General features: G+C 41.3%; 18 protein-coding genes. 11 read left to right on the top strand and 7 right to left on the bottom strand.

Annotation, left to right across the window (positions count from 1 at the left end; translation table 11 throughout):
- The first annotated feature begins 19 nt into the window (after window positions 1-19).
- Both OCV82_RS04330 and OCV82_RS04325 read left to right on the top strand, forming a co-directional pair.
- Window positions 20-1,084, top strand: coding sequence for a DUF4831 family protein (locus tag OCV82_RS04330; protein ID WP_154043287.1), 1,065 nt, complete (start codon window positions 20-22; stop codon window positions 1,082-1,084).
- Between the two features lie 90 nt (window positions 1,085-1,174).
- The gene (locus OCV82_RS04325) at window positions 1,175-1,732 is read left to right on the top strand and encodes a DUF3332 domain-containing protein (protein ID WP_154043286.1); all 558 of its coding nucleotides are present in this window, start codon (window positions 1,175-1,177) and stop codon (window positions 1,730-1,732) included.
- A 95-nt stretch (window positions 1,733-1,827) separates the two neighbouring features.
- On the opposite strand, the gene OCV82_RS04320 is transcribed toward OCV82_RS04325, so the two are convergent.
- Both OCV82_RS04320 and OCV82_RS04315 read right to left on the bottom strand, forming a co-directional pair.
- On the bottom strand, window positions 1,828-2,139 hold the full coding sequence (locus OCV82_RS04320) for a hypothetical protein (protein ID WP_154043285.1): 312 nt from the start codon (window positions 2,137-2,139) through the stop codon (window positions 1,828-1,830).
- Window positions 2,140-2,220: 81 nt separating this feature from the next.
- Window positions 2,221-5,022: a TonB-dependent receptor gene (locus OCV82_RS04315; RefSeq protein WP_154043284.1), complete on the bottom strand. Its 2,802-nt coding sequence runs from the start codon at window positions 5,020-5,022 to the stop codon at window positions 2,221-2,223.
- A 186-nt stretch (window positions 5,023-5,208) separates the two neighbouring features.
- Here OCV82_RS04315 and OCV82_RS04310 point away from each other — a divergent pair, with 186 nt between their 5' ends.
- Both OCV82_RS04310 and OCV82_RS04305 read left to right on the top strand, forming a co-directional pair.
- Window positions 5,209-6,255 (top strand): sensor histidine kinase, encoded by a 1,047-nt coding sequence (locus tag OCV82_RS04310; RefSeq protein ID WP_262542931.1) that lies wholly within the window; start codon window positions 5,209-5,211, stop codon window positions 6,253-6,255.
- Window positions 6,256-6,257: 2 nt separating this feature from the next.
- Complete coding sequence (locus OCV82_RS04305; RefSeq protein ID WP_262542928.1) at window positions 6,258-6,971, top strand: LytR/AlgR family response regulator transcription factor; 714 nt, start codon at window positions 6,258-6,260, stop codon at window positions 6,969-6,971.
- A 7-nt stretch (window positions 6,972-6,978) separates the two neighbouring features.
- Here OCV82_RS04305 and OCV82_RS04300 read toward each other — a convergent pair whose 3' ends face one another.
- Both OCV82_RS04300 and OCV82_RS04295 read right to left on the bottom strand, forming a co-directional pair.
- Complete coding sequence (locus OCV82_RS04300) at window positions 6,979-7,557, bottom strand: Crp/Fnr family transcriptional regulator (RefSeq protein WP_154043282.1); 579 nt, start codon at window positions 7,555-7,557, stop codon at window positions 6,979-6,981.
- A 52-nt stretch (window positions 7,558-7,609) separates the two neighbouring features.
- Entirely contained in the window at window positions 7,610-8,950 is a 1,341-nt protein-coding gene (locus tag OCV82_RS04295) for an MATE family efflux transporter (protein WP_154043281.1), read from the bottom strand.
- Between the two features lie 211 nt (window positions 8,951-9,161).
- On the opposite strand from OCV82_RS04295, the gene OCV82_RS04290 reads away from it, so the two are divergent.
- The 7 genes from OCV82_RS04290 to OCV82_RS04260 all read left to right on the top strand — a co-directional run bounded on the left by OCV82_RS04290 (window position 9,162) and on the right by OCV82_RS04260 (window position 17,866).
- Window positions 9,162-9,587, top strand: coding sequence for a PaaI family thioesterase (locus tag OCV82_RS04290; RefSeq protein ID WP_235340805.1), 426 nt, complete (start codon window positions 9,162-9,164; stop codon window positions 9,585-9,587).
- A complete protein-coding gene (locus OCV82_RS04285) occupies window positions 9,584-10,699 on the top strand; it encodes an isochorismate synthase (protein WP_154043280.1) in 1,116 nt (371 codons plus the stop codon). The genes OCV82_RS04290 and OCV82_RS04285 overlap by 4 nt, the downstream gene beginning before the upstream one ends.
- Window positions 10,700-10,748: 49 nt before the next feature.
- On the top strand, window positions 10,749-12,413 hold the full coding sequence (gene menD, locus OCV82_RS04280; protein WP_154043279.1) for a 2-succinyl-5-enolpyruvyl-6-hydroxy-3-cyclohexene-1-carboxylic-acid synthase: 1,665 nt from the start codon (window positions 10,749-10,751) through the stop codon (window positions 12,411-12,413).
- 7 nt (window positions 12,414-12,420) lie between these two features.
- On the top strand, window positions 12,421-13,242 hold the full coding sequence (gene menB / locus OCV82_RS04275; RefSeq protein ID WP_154043278.1) for a 1,4-dihydroxy-2-naphthoyl-CoA synthase: 822 nt from the start codon (window positions 12,421-12,423) through the stop codon (window positions 13,240-13,242).
- A gap of 169 nt (window positions 13,243-13,411) precedes the next feature.
- Window positions 13,412-14,455 (top strand): o-succinylbenzoate synthase, encoded by a 1,044-nt coding sequence (locus OCV82_RS04270; RefSeq protein ID WP_154043277.1) that lies wholly within the window; start codon window positions 13,412-13,414, stop codon window positions 14,453-14,455.
- An 8-nt stretch (window positions 14,456-14,463) separates the two neighbouring features.
- Window positions 14,464-15,531 carry an AMP-binding protein gene (locus tag OCV82_RS04265; RefSeq protein WP_154043276.1) on the top strand — a complete coding sequence of 356 codons (1,068 nt, stop codon included), beginning with the start codon at window positions 14,464-14,466 and terminating at the stop codon, window positions 15,529-15,531.
- Window positions 15,532-15,727: 196 nt separating this feature from the next.
- On the top strand, window positions 15,728-17,866 hold the full coding sequence (locus tag OCV82_RS04260) for a cation:proton antiporter domain-containing protein (RefSeq protein ID WP_154043275.1): 2,139 nt from the start codon (window positions 15,728-15,730) through the stop codon (window positions 17,864-17,866).
- A gap of 95 nt (window positions 17,867-17,961) precedes the next feature.
- Here OCV82_RS04260 and OCV82_RS04255 read toward each other — a convergent pair whose 3' ends face one another.
- From OCV82_RS04255 to OCV82_RS04245, 3 genes are all read right to left on the bottom strand, one after another.
- A complete protein-coding gene (locus tag OCV82_RS04255; protein WP_154043274.1) occupies window positions 17,962-20,313 on the bottom strand; it encodes a family 20 glycosylhydrolase in 2,352 nt (783 codons plus the stop codon).
- A gap of 33 nt (window positions 20,314-20,346) precedes the next feature.
- Window positions 20,347-21,345, bottom strand: coding sequence for a metallophosphoesterase family protein (locus OCV82_RS04250; protein WP_154043273.1), 999 nt, complete (start codon window positions 21,343-21,345; stop codon window positions 20,347-20,349).
- A 125-nt stretch (window positions 21,346-21,470) separates the two neighbouring features.
- A complete protein-coding gene (locus OCV82_RS04245; protein WP_154043272.1) occupies window positions 21,471-22,013 on the bottom strand; it encodes a methylated-DNA--[protein]-cysteine S-methyltransferase in 543 nt (180 codons plus the stop codon).
- Window positions 22,014-22,078 lie beyond the last annotated feature (65 nt).

Here is a 22,078-nt window from a genome sequence, read left to right as displayed (position 1 = left end):
AAAACAAAAACTATAGCTTATGAACAAAAAAGGAATTATGGCATTGGCTTTAGTTACAGCCTATGCTTTTGGCGCTAACGCACAGAATGTTGACTATTATACTCCCGGAGAAGGAGAAGGTATTGCATTTTTCTTACCTAAAACAGCTGTAGAAGTAAATGTCATTGCAACAAAGGTGAAATATACTCCTGGTGACTTCTGTCAATACGCTAACAGGTATTTAAGAATAAACAATGTTACATCCGAGCCGTCAACTGACTGGGAAATAAAAAAAATAGAAGTACGCCCCGTAGGAATACCAGACTCTACCAAAGCTTATATAATGAAACTCAGTGATAAAAGTGTCATGTCAAACATTGAGATTACAGATAACGGCATTATCAAGGCTATAAACACTTCTGCACCAGACACAGAAAAGGCCGAATACATACTGGAAAAGCCTCAACGTCCCGATGACGGAAGAAAATACATGACAGAAGAAATCCTTACTGCCGGTTCTACCGCTAAAATGGCGGAACTCACGGCTAAAGAAATATACAACATACGTGAAAGCAAGAACCTTATTCTAAGAGGACAGGCAGACGCCATGCCAAAGGACGGCGCCTCGCTTAAACTGATAATGGACAATCTGGAAAAACAGGAAAAAGCATTGGTGCAGATGTTCACAGGAATAAAGACCAGAGAAGACAAGCTCTTTACTGCCGTCATCCTGCCTGAAGGGAATAACACCGAAAGTGTTGTAATGAGATTTTCACAAAAGCTGGGAATACTGTCGTCAGACAATCTGGCAGGAGAACCTATGTATATAAAAATTGAAAACAGCAATCCTGTACAAGCATCTGTTATGGACAGCGAAGAAGGCAAGAAGAAAAAAGGCCCTAAAGGCATACTATACAATATCCCTGCAAAAGCTAATGTAAGTATAACATTCAAAGGAAAGACATTATTTGAAGACAATAATATGATGTTTGCACAGTTCGGAAATACAGAACTGCTGGTAAACGGACTTTTTAATAAGAAAGTAAACACACGTGTTATCTTCGATACTGTTACGGGAGGGATACAAAAAATCGACAAAGATTAATTAAATTAGAATATTGATAAAAGATTTGTTTTTTAGAAAAAATAGTCTAACTTTGCGTATAGTATTAGTACAACTATTTATACGTAGATTATGAAAAAACTAAAAATTAAAGTAGCATGCGCTTTACTAGGTGGAAGCCTGCTATTCTCTTCGTGTATCGGTTCTTTCGCATTATGGAACCAATTAAAAGACTGGAACCAAGGTATCGGTAACAAATTTGTAAACGAATTAGTCTTTTTGGCATTCAATATAATTCCCGTTTATGGTGTTGCATACTTTGCTGACGTTGTAGTCCTCAACTCCATTGAATTCTGGAGCGGATCAAACCCTCTAGCTGACGTTGGTACTACAAAAACAGTAAAAGGCGAAAATGGGGAATACCTCATCAGAACAAACGAGAACGGATACAGCATCTCTAAAAAGGGAGAAGACGTTTCTATCGACTTGGTTTACAATCAGGAAAACCGTACATGGAATGCATTGTGTGACGGTGAATCATACGAACTTATGACAATGAACGAAGACGGAACAATAACAGTGAAACTGCAGGACGGAAACACTGTAACAGTTCTTCCTGACCAGCAAGGTCTGGCTTCAGTACGCGCTCTCAGCGGCTCACAAACTACTCTGTTTACAGCCGCAAGATAATATCTCGTTTAAATTGTACACAAAAACTTTCAGGCATCATAAAAATAGTGTTTTTTATGATGCCTGTTTTTATTTTGAGCATGTAATATCAATTGTTATTTTGTTCTCTTTCTCTTTTCAGACTTCATTTTTTCAAACTTAGCCTTCTGATCGTCAGTCAATAATGAAGAAATCTTGGAGTTCAATTCATCCATCTTTGCCTTTCTCTCCTCACGCAACACTTTCTGATTGAAAAAATCTTTATATAAATCTGTTATCTGTTTTTCCTGTTCATCTGTCAGGTCCAGCTTTTTATCCAAATTCTCTACTACCTGTTCCGGAGTTCTTTTTTCTCCACCTTTACGTTGTGCATCTATTGTCTGGAAGCACATAACAGCCATTAAGGCCAAAAATAAAATCTTTTTCATACTGTTTAAATTTTGATTTATAAATATATAATTATCTTGTTTAAAAGGCTTTGCAAGAGTTTTGCAAAAGCCTTCCTGTCATTATCGGATTGTATATACAAAACTTACCATTGCATACGGTTTAAGCACATTGCTGCTTATATAGTCGTAATAGTTGCTTCCAGTGCTGTGCGTGAATGCCTGGTTCTGCTTCAGGATATCGAAAGCCTCAACCTTTATTTCCGCCGCGTTGTTCTTCAGGAATTTCTTTCCCAATGACACATTCCATAGGAAATAATCTTCATTACCGGTATCAAGTCCTGTATAACCTATATAATTGAATGTACTGCGGAATGTCAATCCCCAGAAGAATGTCCATCCCAATTTGGCTGCGGCGTTATGAGTGATATAATCACCTGTACCGCTGGCTGTGTTTAATGAACTGTATATCTTGTTTATTCCAGTCGAGTAGGAAGCAGTAAAGTCCAGATTCTGACTGATATTGCTACCTATAATCACTTTCGGGATGATGTTCAGTTCGTTTGTCTTACTCTTCTCACCGTTGAAAATGGTAGGAACATTAGAATAGTTAGCCGATACACTGAAATTGATGTTACTGCGAATCAAGTCGAACGGGAAACCGTATGTAATCATTGACTGCAGACTGTAATATCCGTCCATATTTACAGGTTTGGTGAACTGCGAACCTTTATTCAGAGTAACATTATCTGAAATCTGTATATCTTCTTTAGCTATAAATGTACTGTCCGCCACATAACCTAGTTTCGCTGTACCTCCAATCATTGCTATGAATGTATGTCCTGTCTTGGTGGTACGGATGTATCTAAGATTTGCCGTATGCGAAATCTGCTGATCCAAGTCAGGATTACCCGTCGAAAGGAAGAGAGGATTTGAGTTATCGACTACACTCTGAAGATCAGTAACAGATGGAGAAGACGAACTGCTTCTGTATCTCAGCATAAACGAATTTGTTCTGTCTAACGAATATCTTAAATTGAACGAAGGCAGGAATGAAAAATAATTGTTATTCATTCTGTCCGGACTAGGATATATAAGATCACCCGACAATTCCGACCACTGCACATCTGCTCCAATCATGGCATTCAGCTTTCCTGCATGATAACGAAGACCTACATTACCGGCATGAGTTGTATATCCAGTCTGATATACACTTGACAGACTTTCATCCAACTGATCATAAAGATCTGTCACAGACGATTTCATATAAGTTTTCCTGTCTGAATCCGAATCCGAATATGAAAACTTATACCCTAACTGCAATTGCATATGGTCAGTCAGTTTTTCAGTATAACTAAGATTTGAACGGAAACTGTACTGCTTGTTCATTGTATTCTTGTACTGACTGTACTCTTCTGTCTGAGGTGTACCCGACACCATATTTAATGTATTCAGGTAGTCTGTATAAGTACCACCTTCAGTATTACTCATTTTACCGTTCATCATAAGCGACAATGTTCTGCCTTCAACAGGAAAGCGATGACGTAAAATAATATCAGCACCAAGATTATACGCATCAGTACCACCATTAGTATTGGTATGTGTCTCAGTATCGGTCTGTCCGCTTATCATATTCTGTCCGTCAAGCACTGATACATTATCATTATTCTGAAAGCTCAATGTAGGACGGAACTGAAGCGATGTTCTGTCCGAGATTTTATAATCAAGTTTCATATTGAAACGGTGATTCCAGTTCTCCATTGTCTTTTCCTGATATTCGTCGTATGTCATACCTGGAAGCACTGATTCAAAATATTCGCGCTCAGTCTGCTGCTGAGTAAGGTTTTCAGACTGGTTGAAGAAATAACTTCCTGTAATATTAACCTTTTCACCCCATTTGTCAACATAGTTAAGTCCGACACCGTTTGTAGAAGTGATACCTCCCATACTGCCAACCATAAAATCAGAAGTGTTGCCACCTCCTCCGGAACCGCCACGGCCTCCTCCGCCGCCACCGCCACGTCTTCCGCGACCACCACCTTTGGCTGATGACGACATAACTCCGGCAAGGTCTTCCTGAGAGAAATTCTGCTGATTGACATTATTAGACATTCCAAGAACTGAAATCCTTCGGTCATCATTGAAGAAGTTTATATTACCGTTCACCTTATATCTGTCTTCTGTACCATAACCGGCAGACACCTCACCGAAAGTACCCTGACGATATCCACCCTTTGTTATGATATTGATGGTCTTTACTTCCTCTCCATCGTCAAAACCGGTAAATTCGGCCTGTTCGCTCTTTTTATCAAACACCTCAATGCTTGCTATGACGTCAGAAGGCAAGTTTTTTATTGCAAGATTTACGTCACCTTCGAAAAACTCTTTTCCATCTACCAATATTTTTTTCACATCTTCACCTTGTGCCTGTATTGTTCCTCCTTCAACAACTATACCGGGCATTTTCGACAACAGATCCTCTGCTGAACTTCCTTGCATCACCTTGAAAGCTTCGGCATTATAGAACAGACTGTCACCTTTCTGTTCGGCACGTGTGGCACGTCCCTGTACAGACACTTCACCAAGCATCAAAGCGTTCTCATCGAGTTTAAAAGTAATAATATAGCTGTCTTTCTTGTCAGTGACTTTCAATCTTTTCTCGTCTGATTTATAACCGACGTATGTAACTTCAAGCACATAACTGTCATACGATACGGATTTAAATAAAAACTTTCCATCAAGATCAGTAGAAGTATATTTCTTCGCATCCCTATCCGAAGATGGTGCTATACTTACAGTAGCCGAAGGCAACGGCTCTCCGGTATTCTTGTCTGTCACGGTTCCGCTCACCGTAACCCTCCCCTGTGCCACCAACATCAGCGGCACTAACAATAAAGCAATAGATATAAAAAGTTTCAGTCTCATATAATGTTAAATTTTTCGTTTCTGATACAAAGCTACTCAAGAATAAGCTACAAAAAACGCCTCCAGACGAATGCAGTGGCGAACGACACACTTCAAGTGGTAAACGACAAACTCCGATTTTTAACATTTCATTTATTCGCTTTTTCGGCATATTTATTTTACTTTTGCATTATAACTCTATACAATATGAACAACAAGTACTTACCTATAGGCATTGACCTATTTTTCTGTATCATACTACTCCCCGCCATGATGATGATGCTTCCTGTTGACAAATGGCTGGAAAGTAATTCACTCTTCGTTATTACTCTGATAGTATGGCTTTATGCCGTATATTTCTGTATCAAGCAAATCAGTGTCCCTATGGCACTTAAAGACAGAAAACATCTGCTTATAGCAATAGCTGTTTTATTAGGCACAATATTCATTACATGGCTTATCACACAGTACCAGATGGATTTTCCTTTCAGAGGCCACAAACCGAGAATGGACAAATTCATAAAAAAGGCAATGAACATAACGAGAATAAAGCAACATCAGCAAGGTACATGGTTCATGTATCTGGTAACAGTATGTTTCAGCATAGCCGTAGGTCTTCTGACAGAACTGTACAAGCAGATTATGGCAAGACAAGCAAGCGAATTCGAGAAAAAGAAAGCCGAACTGGCACTATACAAGGCACAGATTAATCCGCATTTCCTTTTCAACACCTTGAACACCCTATACGGACTGATGATAACCCAAAGCCAGAAGGTAGAAACAGCCTTCATGCAGTTCATAGATCTGATAAAATATATGTACACAAAGGCAACACAGGACACTGTAAATATTGAGGAAGAAGCCGAATATATCGGCCAGTACATAGAATTACAAAAGAACCGCATAGACGAAAAACGTACACATATATACTATTCATATTCAGCCGACGAATCTGCAAAAAATACCAGGATTGCACCGATGATACTTATAACTTTCATCGAGAATGCACTGAAATATGGAGCATCGTCGCACATAGAAAGCGACATCATAATAAGCCTGAAAGTAAACAATGACACACTGACGCTGTTCACAGAAAACCATACAGTGAACCCAAAACCGGAAAACAAGGAACCCGGAATAGGTATATCCAACTGCAAGAAAAGACTTGAGCTTTTATATCCTGGTAAACACAATCTGGAAATAAGCAATACAAACGGAATTTTCACCGTAAACCTTATCTTAAAACTGAAATGAGCATGAAGTGTATAGCAATAGACGACGAGCCGGTAGCTTTGAGTATTATAGAACAGTTCTGCAAACGCTGCGGCGACCTTGAAGTAACATCATATACAGACCCTATAACAGGACTGGAAAAAGTAAAGTCCTCCAAACCGGATATAGTATTCCTCGACATAGAAATGGGAGGAATAAACGGTATTGACATAGCACGCGAACTTCCGGCAGGCATATATCTTATATTCACAACCGCATACGCCGAATATGCCGTTGACGGATTCGAGCTGAATGCTATAGACTATCTTCACAAACCATTCTCATACTCCCGTTTCGAAAAGGCTATAGAAAGGGTACGCAGGATGAAAAAACTGGAAAGCCTTTCCGCCGCCCCAGTACTTACGGAAGAGGAAGAGATAACACTGAAGGTGGAATACAAGAACGTAAAAATAAAAATAGCCTCGATAGAATATATCGAAGCTATGGACAATTATATCAAGATTTATCTCACTGATGATGACAGGCCTGTTCTTTCGCAAACCAGCATGAAATCAATCATGGAAATGCTTCCCGAAGACAGATTCATGCGTATACATAAGTCGTATATAGTTCCATTGCACAAAGTGGCAAATTATACCCGCCGCCAACTCACACTCTATCACCGTGCAGTGGAAATACCAATCGGCCGTGTATATGCTGATGAGTTCATAAACCGTGTAGGCGAAATGAAATCGTAATGATATTCTATTTTTCTTTTGCCAATTCGGCTCTAATACGGCTCAACGACTGCGGAGTGATGAACAGATAGGATGCTATATATTTCAAAGGCACATGCTTCAACAGCATAGGATCGCGTTTCAACAGATCGAGATATCTTTCTTTAGCCTGTGGAATAGAACCTGTTGCGACAATACGTTCTTCTGCAACCAGAAAGTCCTGTTCCACAAGTTTCCTTCCCAAGTTTGCACTCTCTATCGAAGAATTGAGAAACACCTCCATATTATGTTTGCTTATTCTGTAAAGCGTACTGTCGGTAATGGCTTCTACGTAGATAGGCGACGGACGGTTTGCCATATATCCCCAACTGGAGAAAACGGTCTCACCTGTTATTGCAAACCATACAGACAGTTCCTCCCCATCGCGAAGAATATATCCACGCCATATTCCTTCCTTAATAAGATAATACGAACTGTTTGTCTCCCCAGCACGAACAAGGAAATCACCTTTCCGGAAACAAACTTCTTCCATATTATCAACAAGTTTCATACACTCCTTTTCTGTAGCACTGTATCTCTTGCAAAAAGCATCAATAAACTGCCTCATGAAATATCACTAATTAAATTCACTGATGCAAAAATAAACATAACTTTCAAGACTATCTCTTTCTTCTGCAATAAATGGTAATGACAAACAGGAAAGTGACAAACTCCGCAGCAGGCACAGAAAGCCATATTCCCGGCACACCAAGAAATTCAGGCATAATCCAAAAACATACCAAAATAAGGATATATCCACGCAATAAGGTTACAGCCATGGCAGGACGATCGCGTTCCACACTTTGAAAATATCCTATTGAAACCATATTTATTCCGAAAAATATAAATCCGGAAGCAAACAGAGGAAGTCCGCTTTCGGCTATACTGTATGCCGGATATGCGGGATCTATAAACATGGAAACAATTTGAGGAGAAAAAATCTCAGTCAAAACAATGACAACCACACCGAAACCTACAGCCGAAAAGAGAGCCAGCCTAAACGCGTGATTTACCCTGACATTATTACCCTGACCGAAATTATAGCTCAGTATCGGTTGTGCAGATTGGGCTATCGCATTATATACCATGAATATTATCGGGAAGAAATAACAGGCTATGCTGTATGCAGCCACACCGTCCTCGCCAGTGTAGCGCATAAACACATAGTTACCTACAAACATCATTGTAGCGATTGCGCCTTCACATAAAAAAGTAGATAACCCAAGACGACACATATATCCCACATTCCGTGCAGTAAGCATAAGACTCTTCCGACTGAGTTTCACCCGCACCAAATGTATGACATTTTTCCTGTTAAAAAGATATATCAGAATCATAGCCGCACCTACTATATATCCAAGACTCGTTGCCAGGGCAGCCCCGAACATTCCCCAACCTAATACAAAAATAAAGACATAATCCAGAACTATATTGATGACAGCCGGTATGATATTACAGAACATGGCATAATTGGGAGAACCGTCAAGACGGACAAAAAACATTCCTGAACTAAGCATTGCACTGAACACCAGGAATGGGATAAACCAGTTCATATACTCCACAGCCAAGGGCAAAAGCCTTTGCGAACTGCCAAGCAACAATGCCACCTCCTCAAGATTCAGCATTATAGCCAAAGCATAAAGTATTAGCAGCAATGACGATACCACCACAGCCTGAGTCACGTTTATACGTGCCACCTTGATTTTACCGTGCGACAAATGTATAGACGCCACCACCGAAGCACCTATACCGAACATCAGTGCCACACCGGTATTTATCAGAAACAGCGGAGCCGTGATATTAACGGCCGCCAGTGCATCGCTGCCTATACCCTTTCCAACAAAAATTCCGTCTGTTATGATAAATATGGCAGAAAACACCATTCCCATCACCGTAGGTATCAGAAGTTTAACGAACAACTTCGATACATCCATTTTTCCAAAGTCAATACTATCTTTCATACTATCATTTTTATCAAGGCGCAAAGTTACCCCAAAGAGTTGTTCTGAAAATTAACATATGATAAAAAACCAAGCCTGAAATATCTGTAGGCAAATTATATTTACAAAAGACATTTCTTATAAAGAGACAAGGCTATAATTAAGATTTACAACATACTTCCATAAATCACTTTTTTTATTAACTTTGCATTCGGATAAAAACTGAAAGAATATGCAAGACTGCGAAAACTTGGCAAATGCTATTCCCGATTTAAAAGGCTCTATGGGAGAACATCTTGGTATAGAGTTTACCAGTATGGAAGAAGGGAAAGTTACAGCCATCATGCCTGTTGACCACCGCACATGCCAACCCTTCGGCATACTGAACGGAGGGGCATCACTTGCTCTAGCGGAAATAATGGCAGGTCACGGTTCAGTGCCGTTATGCTCACCCAATGAAATGCCGTGCGGCATTCAGGTAAGCGCGAACCATGTAGGAATGGTTAAAGTGGAAAAAGGAGCGTATGTTAAAGCCACCGGCACACTGATACACCGCGGAAGAACAACACACATATGGAACATAGACATAACAACCCCAGAAGGGAAACTGGTATCCACAGCCAGAATAGTTAATCAAATAGTGAAAAAACGGATATGAACAAACCTGATTCACAAATACATAAACTTATTGACAGAATGACTTGCAGCGACAAGTCGTTCGCCATTTATCGCCTTCCGTGGACAGATACACCTATTTTAGTAATGCAGGATGGCGTAGAAAACCACGTATTCGCAAACCTAAAGGAGCTTAATGGAGAAAAGGGATTCGTCATATCTCCTTTCCGTTTTACTGAAGACCATCCAGGAGTAATAATCAGACCTGACGTTACAGCTTCCGGCTGGGACGAAATAACAGAGAAGATTTCAAATGTTGTTATCGAAGAACGCCCTTCCGACCATACTACATCATCTGAAATATCGCAGACAGAACCAGACCTGAAAAAAACATATATCGAAACTTTTTCCAGATTTATAGGTCCTCTGAAAAACAAGACTTTCAGCAAACTTGTGCTTTCGCGAAATGCCGGATATACACTAAGTGACAATTTCTCTCCTTTAGAAGCTTTCATCACAGCCTGCAACAGTTACCCACGCATGATGATTTCGCTGTCGCACACACCGGTAAGCGGCACATGGATAGGCAGTACCCCCGAAATAATCCTCAGCGGCGAGGGGAATACATGGAATACGGTGGCTCTGGCAGGTACAATGCCTATGCAGGGCGAAGTAATGCCAACCGAGTGGCATAAAAAGGAACAAGACGAACAGGCCTTCGTAAGCGAATATATCAACAAAGTAATAAAGAAATTCAGCAGTAAAATTGCCATAAAAGGTCCTTATACTACACGTGCCGGACAACTTGTCCACTTGAGAACCGATTTCCAGTTCGGACTGAAAAAAACTTCAGAACTAGGCAATCTACTTGATGCATTGCATCCAACTCCTGCAGTATGCGGACTTCCAAAAGACAAGGCATACGATTTCATAATCGAAAACGAAGGTTACGACAGGAAATACTATTCCGGAATTATAGGATGGCTGGATCCGAACGGACATACAACACTTTATGTAAATCTTCGCTGTCTGAATGTAAGCGGCAATTACGCAACTTTATACGCCGGAGGAGGAATCCTTCCTTCATCTGACTCCAATTCGGAATGGGAAGAGACGCAGCATAAAATGAAGACTATAAAGTTAGTTATCAGTTGATAGAACCAACAACTCATAATTTTTAATTATTAATTTTTAATTTCCCAAAGTGTACACCGATAAGAAAAGCATACTACAACTGGCTGCCCTGCTTAAAGCACATGGGATAAGGAAGATAGTACTTTGCCCCGGTAGCCGTAACATACCTATTGTGCAGACACTTGCCAATATACCTGAGTTCACCTGCTATCCCGTAACCGACGAACGCAGTGCAGGATTCTTTGCACTTGGACTTGCCCTCCACGGAGGAAGCCCGGCAGCTATCTGTTGTACTTCGGGTACAGCCCTGCTGAACATTCATCCGGCAGTGGCAGAAGCTTTCTATCAGCAAGTTCCGCTGGTGGTAATATCTGCCGACCGTCCTGCAGCATGGATAGGTCAGATGGACGGACAGACATTGCCTCAGCCTGGAGTTTTCGGAAATCTTGTAAAGAAATCCGTCAACCTGCCGGAAGTAAACACCGACGAGGACGAATGGTACTGCAACCGCCTGATCAACGAAGCTCTTCTAGAACTTAACCATCACGGGAAAGGCCCTGTTCATATCAATGTACCGGTCAGCGATCCTTTCTTCCTCCTTCCTGTAAACGAGCTGCCGAATGCAAGAGTCATCACCAGATATCAGGGACTTAGCGTTTACGACAAGGACTACGAACCGCTTATCGAACGCCTGAACAAATATCAGCGCAGAATGATGGTAGTAGGTCAGATGAACCTGATTTACCTGTTCGACAAGAAATATACCAAATCGCTTTATAAGCATTTCGCATGGTTCTCCGAGAATATAAGCAACCGCACCATACCGGGAATGCCTATCAAAAACATTGAACCGCTTCTCTGCTCGATGGACTTCGAGGCACAGAAGAAGATGCGTCCGGAACTGCTCATCACATACGGAGGACATATCATATCAAAGCGTCTGAAGAAATTCCTTCGCCGACACCCGCCTGTAGAACACTGGCATGTATCTGCCGACGGTGAAGTGATGGATCTCTACGGCTCTCTTACTACCATAATAGAGATGGACCCGTTTGAGTTCCTCGAAAAGATTTCATCACGCATGGAAAACCGCACTCCGGAATATCCGCGCCAGTGGGAAGCACTGTCGAAAGCCATACCTCAGGCTGAATTCGAATATTCGGAGATGAGTGCCATAGGAAAGGTTATAACAGGACTGCCGGCACCATGTTCACTGCACCTTGCCAACAGCTCGGCTGTGAGATACGCACAGCTTTTCGACGTACCTCAGGATGTAGAGATTCTCTCAAACAGAGGAACAAACGGTATAGAAGGTTCACTGTCAACAGCCATAGGCTATGCCACTGCATCGGACAAGCTGAACTTCATCATCATAGGCGACCTGAGTTTCTTCTACGACATGAATGCCTTGTGGAACAATAACTACGGTTCGAACATCCGCATTCTTCTCCTCAACAACAGCGGTGGAGAGATTTTCCACGCACTGCCGGGACTGGAACTGCACGACAATGCACGCCGTTTCGTGACAGCCACACACACTGCATCGGCAAAGGCATGGGCTGAAGACCGCGGTTTAGAATATCTGTCAGCTCATAATGAAGAAGAGTTGAACAGCGCCACTGCACGTTTCCTTGAACCGTCCGTAACAAACCGTCCTATGCTGCTCGAAGTATTTACAGAGAAAGAAAAGGACATAGAACTGCTTAAAAAGTATTATCACAATCTGAAAAAATAATTACATCATGGAAAAAAGAGAATGGAAAACCATAAAGGAATATCAGGATATTCTTTTCGACTTCTATAACGGAATAGCAAAAATCACTATCAACCGTCCGCGATACAGAAATGCATTCACTCCTACAACTACATCCGAGATAAGCGATGCATTGCTTATCTGCCGCGAATGTCAGGACATTAATGTAGTAGTACTGACCGGTGCCGGCGACAAAGCATTCTGTTCAGGCGGCGACATGCATGTGAAAGGCCACGGAGGATACATCGGAACAGATGGTGTTCCACGCCTCAACGTGCTAGACGTACAGAAGCAGATACGTTCCATTCCTAAACCTGTGATAGCGATGGTAAACGGTTATGCTATAGGTGGCGGACACGTTCTTCACGTGGTTTGCGACTTGTCAATAGCATCAGAAAACGCCATCTTTGGACAGACAGGCCCGCGTGTAGGTAGCTTCGATGCCGGTTTCGGTTCTTCATATCTGGCTCGCGTGGTAGGTCAGAAAAAGGCTCGCGAAATATGGTTCCTCTGCCGTCAGTATTCTGCACAGGAAGCCCTTGAAATGGGACTTGTAAATAAAGTTGTTCCTTTCGACCGTCTGGAAGACGAGGTTGTGGAATGGGCAGAAACAATGATGCAACACAGCCCGCTTGCACTGCGTATGATAAAGGCTGGTCTGAATGCCGAACTCGACGGTCAGGCAGGAATACAGGAACTGGCTGGAGATGCCACAATGCTGTATTACATGACCGAAGAAGCACAGGAAGGCGGAAAGGCATTCCTAGAAAAGCGTAAACCGGACTGGAGCAAATTCCCTAAAATGCCGTAATTCAAGAAAAAAAGATGAGACATCATTATCTCCACACGGACGTGTGGAGTACTCAACACGAGCGTGTGGAGATCTTGACACGGGCGTGTGGAGAACTCGACACGAACGTGTGGAGAACCAGACATACATTTGTTTCTCCAACTCATACAGCCCTTTTATATAGAAATCTATGATTAAATCAGAAATAATTCCTTACGAACTCCACTTCAAGCAACCTGCAGGTACATCACGCGGAGTATATACCACCCGCAAAGTATGGTATGTCCGACTTACGGATACAGAAACCGGTAAATCGGGATTAGGCGAGTGCGCCCCACTTCCCAACCTGAGTTGTGACGATATTCCTGAATACGAAGATGTGCTGCATTGCCATTGCCTGCAAGTAGAGAAAACCGGTTCCATTGATTATAAGAGCCTGCGTCCATACCCTTCGATGCTGTTCGGTCTGGAAACAGCATTTTATCATCTACATGCCGGTAGCCTTGCTTTCTGGGACACACCATTCTCGCGTGGAGAAGAGGGAATTACCATAAACGGCCTTATATGGATGGGCAGTTTCGATGAAATGTATGCCCGTATCCGAGAAAAGATGAGTGCCGGATTCCGCTGCATAAAACTGAAAATCGGCGCCATAGATTTCGACAAGGAATTGCAGTTGATAGAATTTATCCGAAGCCATTTCGACAAGGATGAAATAGAACTCCGCGTGGATGCCAACGGAGCATTCAAACCGTCCGACGCAATGTCCAGACTTGAAGCACTGAGCAAGTTCGACCTTCATTCCATAGAACAGCCAATACGTCAGGGACAATGGGAAGAAATGGCAAAACTATGTGCCACTACCCCACTACCTATTGCTCTCGACGAAGAACTGATAGGAGTAAATACTGAAAGCGAAAAGATTCGCCTTCTGGAAACTATCCGTCCACAATACATTATTCTGAAACCGTCACTGCATGGCGGAATTGCCGGTTCAAAAGAATGGATACGACTGGCAAAGGAAAGAAATATCGGCTATTGGATAACATCAGCACTGGAATCCAACATCGGATTGAACGCCATAGCACAATGGACTGCTACCCAGGAACATATCTTACAACAGGGACTCGGCACAGGACAGCTGTTTACCGACAATATTGAGTCTCCGCTGTGTATTAAGGGAGAGAGATTGTGGTTTGATGCGAAAAAGAATTCTGCAAACTTCAAAATTTAATAATAATAATGCACCAACACATCACCATAAACGGAAAGACTTATACAGCTGAAGAAGCACCACTACTTAAAGACCGATTCGCATCAGAATACGGTGAAGACAGTTTCATGGCATCACTTGGCGGATTCCTTGCCGAATGGTACAACGAAAGTCCACTACTGAAAGTACACACTTCCGGCTCTACCGGCACTCCAAAAGAACTATGGGTAGAGAAGGAAAGAATGATGAACAGCGCACGCCTTACTGTATCATTCCTGGGACTAAAGGCTGGTGACAGTGCATTACTATGTATGCCCCTACCATACATAGCCGGAAAAATGGTGGTAGTGCGCAGCATAATAACAGGCCTCAACCTTATGGTGGTTACTCCATGCGGACGCCCTTTGCAGAACATAACAGAAATACCGGACTTCGCAGCCATGATACCGATGCAGGTATTCAACTCACTGCAACACCCGGAAGACAGAGAAAAACTGATGCAGATCCGTCACCTCATAATCGGTGGAGGAGCAATAGACAAGAACATGGCAGAGGAACTGAAATCTTTCCCCAACGCAGTATGGAGTACATACGGAATGACTGAAACACTCTCGCATATCGCACTGCGACGCCTTAATGGCAGTGATGCGTCGGAATGGTACACACCTTTCGACAATGTATCACTTAACCTTTCAGATGAAGGAACACTTATCATCTCTGCTCCATCAGTAAACCCTGAAACTTTAATCACAAACGATATAGTAGAATTCAACGACAAAGGTCAGTTCCGAATACTCGGACGCAAGGATAATACTATCAACACCGGAGGAGTGAAAGTACAGATAGAACAAGTGGAAGAAAAACTTAGTCACTACCTGCCGGAAGGTTCATATATGATAACCTCCTTACCGGATGCCAAGTTCGGCGAGAAAATAGTAATGTTAGTATCAAGCGAAATGAATACTGACGATGCGATAAACAACCTCCCACATTACTGGCGTCCGAAACATATCATCCTTATCCCGGAACTTCCGCTTACAGGAACTGGAAAGCCTGACAGGGCTAAGGCGAAGGCTATTGCGGCGGGAATGATATAAGACAATTAATGAGTATTTTACATCTCAATCATAATACAAAACTAATTTCTTCCATATAAAGTAACTGAATTTTATCACGTAATGCCGACTGATGAAGTTCTGTCATATTTTTCTATCCCGAAACGTCATTCTGTATTCATTATTTACTATCTTTGTTTCATTACCAAAATTATTGTAATAATTAATAAACTTTACCATGGAAGAATTTGCATTTCTGCAACCTTTGCTGCTCACTATAACAGGATTGATTATAGGGGCACTACTTAAATCATTACTAAAACACAGTCGTTTTCCCTACACAGTAGGATTGTTCGCCATCGGACTTCTGGTAGGAATACTGAACCGTACGGGAATATTCAATTCATTGCCTCAAATAACGGAAGCTGTAGATAGTGTGGCGGATATAAATCCCGACCTTATACTGTATCTTTTCCTTCCTATACTTATATTCGATGCAGCATACGAGCTGAATATGCATATCTTCAAAAAAACACTGGCGAACGCTACCCTGCTTGCTGCACCGGGACTTGTCATCTGCATGATTCTCACCGGAGTGCTGATGGTTGGAATAGGTCTGGTTATACCTGGATACGAAAACTGGACATGGGCATTTGCCCTGATGTTCGGAGCATTGATCAGTGCTACCGACCCTGTTGCTGTAGTTGCTCTGCTTCACGAACTGAAAACCAGCAAACGCTTTTCTACACTTGTAGATGCCGAATCATTGCTCAATGATGGTACCGGTATCGTATGCTTCATGCTGTTCTTCGGAGTATATGCCGCAACAGGCGGTTCGGACAGTTCACCGGTTATGGAATTCATAAAGGTGATAAGCATAAGTACCATACTGGGATATTTCCTTGCACGTGTAGTGATATGGTTCATTACTAGAATAAACTCCGAAGAGATGATACAGAACAGTGTGATCATCCTTTCGGCATACGTCACTTTCATCATTTCACAATTCTATCTTGGTGTTTCCGGAGTCATAGCACTTGTCGCATTCGGTCTTACCGTTACATACACAGGTAAACCAAGATTGAAACCGCAGGTAAACAACTTCATGGAACATTTCTGGGAACTTGCAACATATATAGCAAACACACTTATTTTCATCATAGTGGGTATTGTAATATCAGAAAAAGTAACCTTCTCATGGAGTGCGTTCGGAGTACTCATATTGATATATATTTTCCTCAATCTGTTCCGCTACGCGATGATTTCGATGCTATATCCTGTAATGAAAAGAATGGGCTACGGACTGACAAAACGCGAATCGGTAATACTTACATGGGGAGGATTACGTGGCGCGCTTGCCATGACTTTAGCGTTGATGGTATCATATACCGAAGCGATACCGGAAGATATCAGAAACCAGATTTTGTTTTTCACTGCTGGTATAGTTACACTGACTCTTTGTATAAACGCCACAACAATGCGCTGGCTGCTCAACAGGCTTGGACTGATCAGTGTTCCTTCGGCAAGAGTAAAACTGGATTACAATATCCACAAGCATATCAGAGAAAACTCTGAGAAATATTTGGAAAGGCTGAAAGCAAGAGACCATCTGACTGGAGCAAACTGGATAAAAGTTGAACACTATATGGCATCAGCTCCGGTAGCCCCAATAGTGGAAGCTAAAGACAAAGATGTAATATCGGAAATACGTCTGAAAGTCCTTGATAGAGAGAAAGCCACATGTAAAGCCATCTACGAAGAAGGTATCATATCCGAAACCGCTTTCCGCAGATTAATGAACTCACTGGACGAACTGTACGACCACGATGGGAAATATACTCTGGACTACAGAAACTCCATCTTCAAATTCTGCGACCGCAGCAGTACGATCAATGCTCTGAGAAAAACTCCAGTAATACACGACTGGATAAGTTTCTATTTCCGCGAGCGCATCACTGTGGTCTATGATTTGGGACGTGGTTTCATCATTCTTCAGAAAGAGAATTTGAAGTTGATTGACGAACTGAAGACTTCCAACCTTCTCGACGATGAGCAGAAAGCCGTATTGCCAACACTGAAATCGGAAATAGAGAATAATATCTCACGTATGGATGTAGTTATAAGCACTCTGGCTGAAGAGTTTCCTAAAGCTTACGGACATGCCCTTACGCTGAAGTCCATACGTATGTTGCTAAGCAACGAGAAACGTACTGTCAAGCAGATGATAAACAACGGTATCATAAGCGAGAAGGACGCTGAACCTCTGATTGAAAACATAGAGGAACGTGCAGATGAAGTCAACTCGTTCAGCCATACCATTCCGGCATCGATACTCCGCTGGATGTTCTTCGTTAGAAAAAAGAAAGAATGGAAATAATAGATAAGACGTAGAAATAAAATAAAGGCTGTTTCTTTTGTGATGGTATATTACACAAGAAACAGCCTTTATTATTTTATATCATTTCATTAATATCAATGAAACAAGCTTTCAGGTTTTATCTTTTTGAATGATTCCTCATCAGACTTTCTGATATTGATGCTTCCGTCATTCCAGTGTGTAGGATAACCTCCGTAAGAGTTACCAAGGAACACTACCTTGAATTCGTGAAGTCCGGCAGAAAGAGCTACAGACTTATTTGTAGGACAGAAATGTTTGACAAATCCTCCATTATTGATAAGTTTCTTACCGTCAATCCATACTTCTTCAAGATCAGAAGAGAAGAAATAAACACCATCGGCCGGAATATCAACATATCCTGTAGCAATAGCGGAATACTGCTTGAAACCTCTCATGGTTTCTTCAGAGAACTTTCTGTAAGTAATAAGTTCGCGTGTATCCTTAATGACTTTCTTGTCCGCTACTTTCATACCAGATTTTTCTAATTCCGCCATATTCAGATATGTTCCGTCAATAACTTCCATATTAAGTCCCGGAGTTTTCTTTTCTACAGTGGCAGCAGGAGAAAGAGTCTGTTTTTCTACTGTCACAGTGCGAACCCTACTCATCTTGTTAGAAGGAAGAACAGAAGCAATCTTCACTGTAGCATTTTCAGTGAAATCAAGCGGTGCATTATAAACTGTAGAGTTGATTGTAGGTTCAGTACCATCGAGTGTATAAACCATTTTTACAGGTCTGTTGGTTGTAAATGTCAACGATACATTGTCTGTAAAAGCAACAAAATCACATGATCCGTTCGGTTGTTCCGGCATAGGAATATAATAGTTTATTCCATGTCCGTCAAGACGCACGCAAGCATTGTCTATACGTCTGATAAAATCATTATAATCTTTCTGTTCTGTAGCTGTCCATCCAGTTTCTGCTATGGCTAAAGCACGCGGGAAGGTACGGTATTCCCTTATATCATTTGTATAAAGATATTCACTCCATACATTGCCCTGAAGACCTTTGATAAAGTTTTCCTTACCCATGGCAACAAGTGTATCAGGCACAGGATTATAGCTATATGTCTTTTCCAGTGGAGAGAAACCGCCGATTGCAACAGGACCTATTTTACAGTCTCCCTGATAATAGTCAAGATACAGGCCATTTGAGCCAGGAGTCATAATTACATCATGATTTGTCAAAGCTGCAGCAATACCACCTTCTTCGCCACGCCATGACATGACAGTTGCAGTTGGTGACAGACCTCCTTCAAGAATTTCGTCCCATCCGATAATCTTCTTTCCATATTTGGTCGCTACTTTTTCCATGCGCTGTACGAAATAGCTTTGCAGACGTTCTTCAGCTGTATGGTTCTTGTCGGCAAACAGTTTTTCTTCACGTATTCTCTTCTGACACAACGGACATGTTTTCCAACTCGTCTTAGGACATTCATCACCACCTATATGAAGATATTCTCCAGGGAACAAGGCGGCAACCTCAGCGATAACATCTTCAAGGAACTGGAAAGGAAGCTCCTTACCGGCGCACATCACCACGTGTTCCACTCCCCATACTGTACGTGGAGTGATAGACTGTCCTTTGCATGAAAGCTCAGGATATGCGGAAATGGCTGCGAGTTCATGTCCTGGCAATTCTATTTCAGGAACAACTGTGATAAATCTGTCCGAAGCATATTTCACTATTTCCTTTACTTCTTCCTGAGTATAATAGCCTCCATATTCTGTTCCGTCTGCTTCAATTCGTTTTGATGCCACTTCAGCCAGTTTAGGATACTTCTTAATCTCGATTCTCCATCCCTGGTCCTCAGTCAGATGCCAGTGCATACGGTTCATCTTGAAGAGAGCCATTACATCCAACTGTTTCTTAATCTCATCTACAGTCATGAAATGACGGCAAGGATCAATCATCAGACCTCTGTATTCGAACTTAGGTTCGTCTGTAATGTTTACAGCCTGTGCCACCCAAGGAACGTTCTTTACTACAGCAGGACTTTCAATCTCTGCCGGAAGAAGTTGCATGAACGACTGCATTCCATAGAAAAGTCCCTGAGCTGTTTTTGCCTTTACAAGTACTGATTCCGGAGTAACATTCAATGTATATCCCTCGTCATCCATAGAGGCAGAAGGGTCAAGTTCCAGACGGATACATCCGTTTTCCTTAACCTGAATGTCAAAACCTGTTGCACGGTTGATTTTTGAGATGAAATATTCGGCAACAGTCTTTTCGTCCTGACCTGCGGCATGAACAGACATGCCGTCCTTCAGTTTGAAACTTCCATTACCTACTTCCAGAGAAAGAGGCTTTGGTATAATATTTATACCTTCGTTATAGGACTTGATTTCTGTGGCCGAATTACCACACGAAATCATAATACCAGCTGTAAACACTGTACAGATAGCTTTTAGACAGCTTTTTTTCATAAAAAATTAAATTTAAATTAACGATATGGGTAATTACATATTTTTGTTTTTATCTTTGATAAAATCGTCCGGGCAAACGACTTTGTTAATTCTTTCACCTTTTTCCAAAGTTATCCATGTAGTAAAATACCCGCTGTTTTCTGTCAATTCTATAACTCTGGCACCATTTGACAAATGATTATAAACTGTGTTTCCTCCACTGTATCTTCCGTATGCCAATAATATATTGTTCCAATATACGGCATAATCATTGTCATGGTCATGTCCTACAAATATTCCTTTTACATCCCCATTTTCCTTCATGGCAGCAAACATTCCGGAATTCAGTTTCGGTGAACACGCCTGTTCCATTCGTGTACCGACCATAACAGCATTCTGATCTTCAACGGCATAAGAATATTCAGGAAGAGGTATATGGAAGAAAGCGAACGACTGCACTGGTTTGCCTCCATTGGCTGCTGTAAACTTATTGCTATTTTCACGGTACCACGAAATCTGGTCAAATTTTATAAACCCATATCCCTTGACACCCTCAATTGTAGAATATGAATTAGAATCCATACAATAAAGAATAGCTGCATCTCTGGCAGAGTCATTAGACTTTACGGTCAATATATAATTAGAGAAACCGGAAATACCTTCTGCTGTAGATGTAAGATTATATTCATACGAAGATGCAATTTCAAGCAACTGTTTACGTGTCATTCCCTGCTCATCATCATGATTACCAAAAGTAATTCCAAAAGGGATTTTAAAATCTGAAATCAGGGAAAGTACCTCACGAAAACCTTCCTCTGCAGGTTTACCGTAAATAACATCTCCGGTTATTATAACCAGATCTGGTTTTTCTGATGTTAAAACTTCCCTTATTCTTTGTAAAGATACTTGCGAACGGGCATCCTGATAAACATTATGTACATCGGTGAGCTGTACAATCTTGAATTTTCCTTCCTGATTGAACTTTAAAACATTTTGAGCCTTTATACAAAAAGTAGTACATAAAAGGCATAATAATACACACAAAAATTTCATTATTACTAGATTTAAGAGCTAATATTTATCCAATGTGCAAAGTAAACAAATAAAACCACAAAATACAATAAGACATTTATAATTTATGCTTTTTCTTTACTTTATAACATGAATGAAAATTTAATTCAAGGCATATCCCCCTCCCATTCCAAAAGTATCTTTTTCTTTTCTATTCCCCAATAATAACCGCCAATTCCTCCATCAGAACGCAATACCCTATGACAAGGAACTAGTATAGCCACCGGATTTCGTCCTATGGCTGTTCCTACAGCACGCAAAGCGCGTGGATTATTTATAGCTTTTGCAATATCACTATAAGTGGAAGTATTCCCAAAAGGAATCTCAAGCAAGGCTCTCCATACCTTTATCTGAAAATCCGTACCGTAAAGATGTAAAACAATTTCATCTGAAGACAGTCTTTCACATTTATCAAAAAAGCGCAAAGCCTGGTTGTGAAACTCCGTAGAATGTATCTGTTGATAAGATTTTGCAAACCTTTTGCAAAGTAATTGCAAAGCCTCGTCACGGTTGTCGGCTAATTCAATACAACATATTCCACGAACTGTTGACGCAATCAGTATTTCTCCTACCGGCGTATTGTAAAATCCATAATCAATATTCAGATTACGGAACTCGCAGTCTGTCATTCTTTCTATTCTAAACCTCATTTATTAACCTAGATTTATATTACATCACAAAATAAATGAAATCCGCCGCATAAAACAAACAGACT

The organism is Bacteroides cellulolyticus (assembly GCF_025567135.1).
Classification (GTDB): domain Bacteria; phylum Bacteroidota; class Bacteroidia; order Bacteroidales; family Bacteroidaceae; genus Phocaeicola; species Phocaeicola cellulolyticus.
The sequence above is the reverse complement of the archived record's forward strand: the minus strand, read 5'-3'. Positions and strand labels throughout refer to the sequence as shown.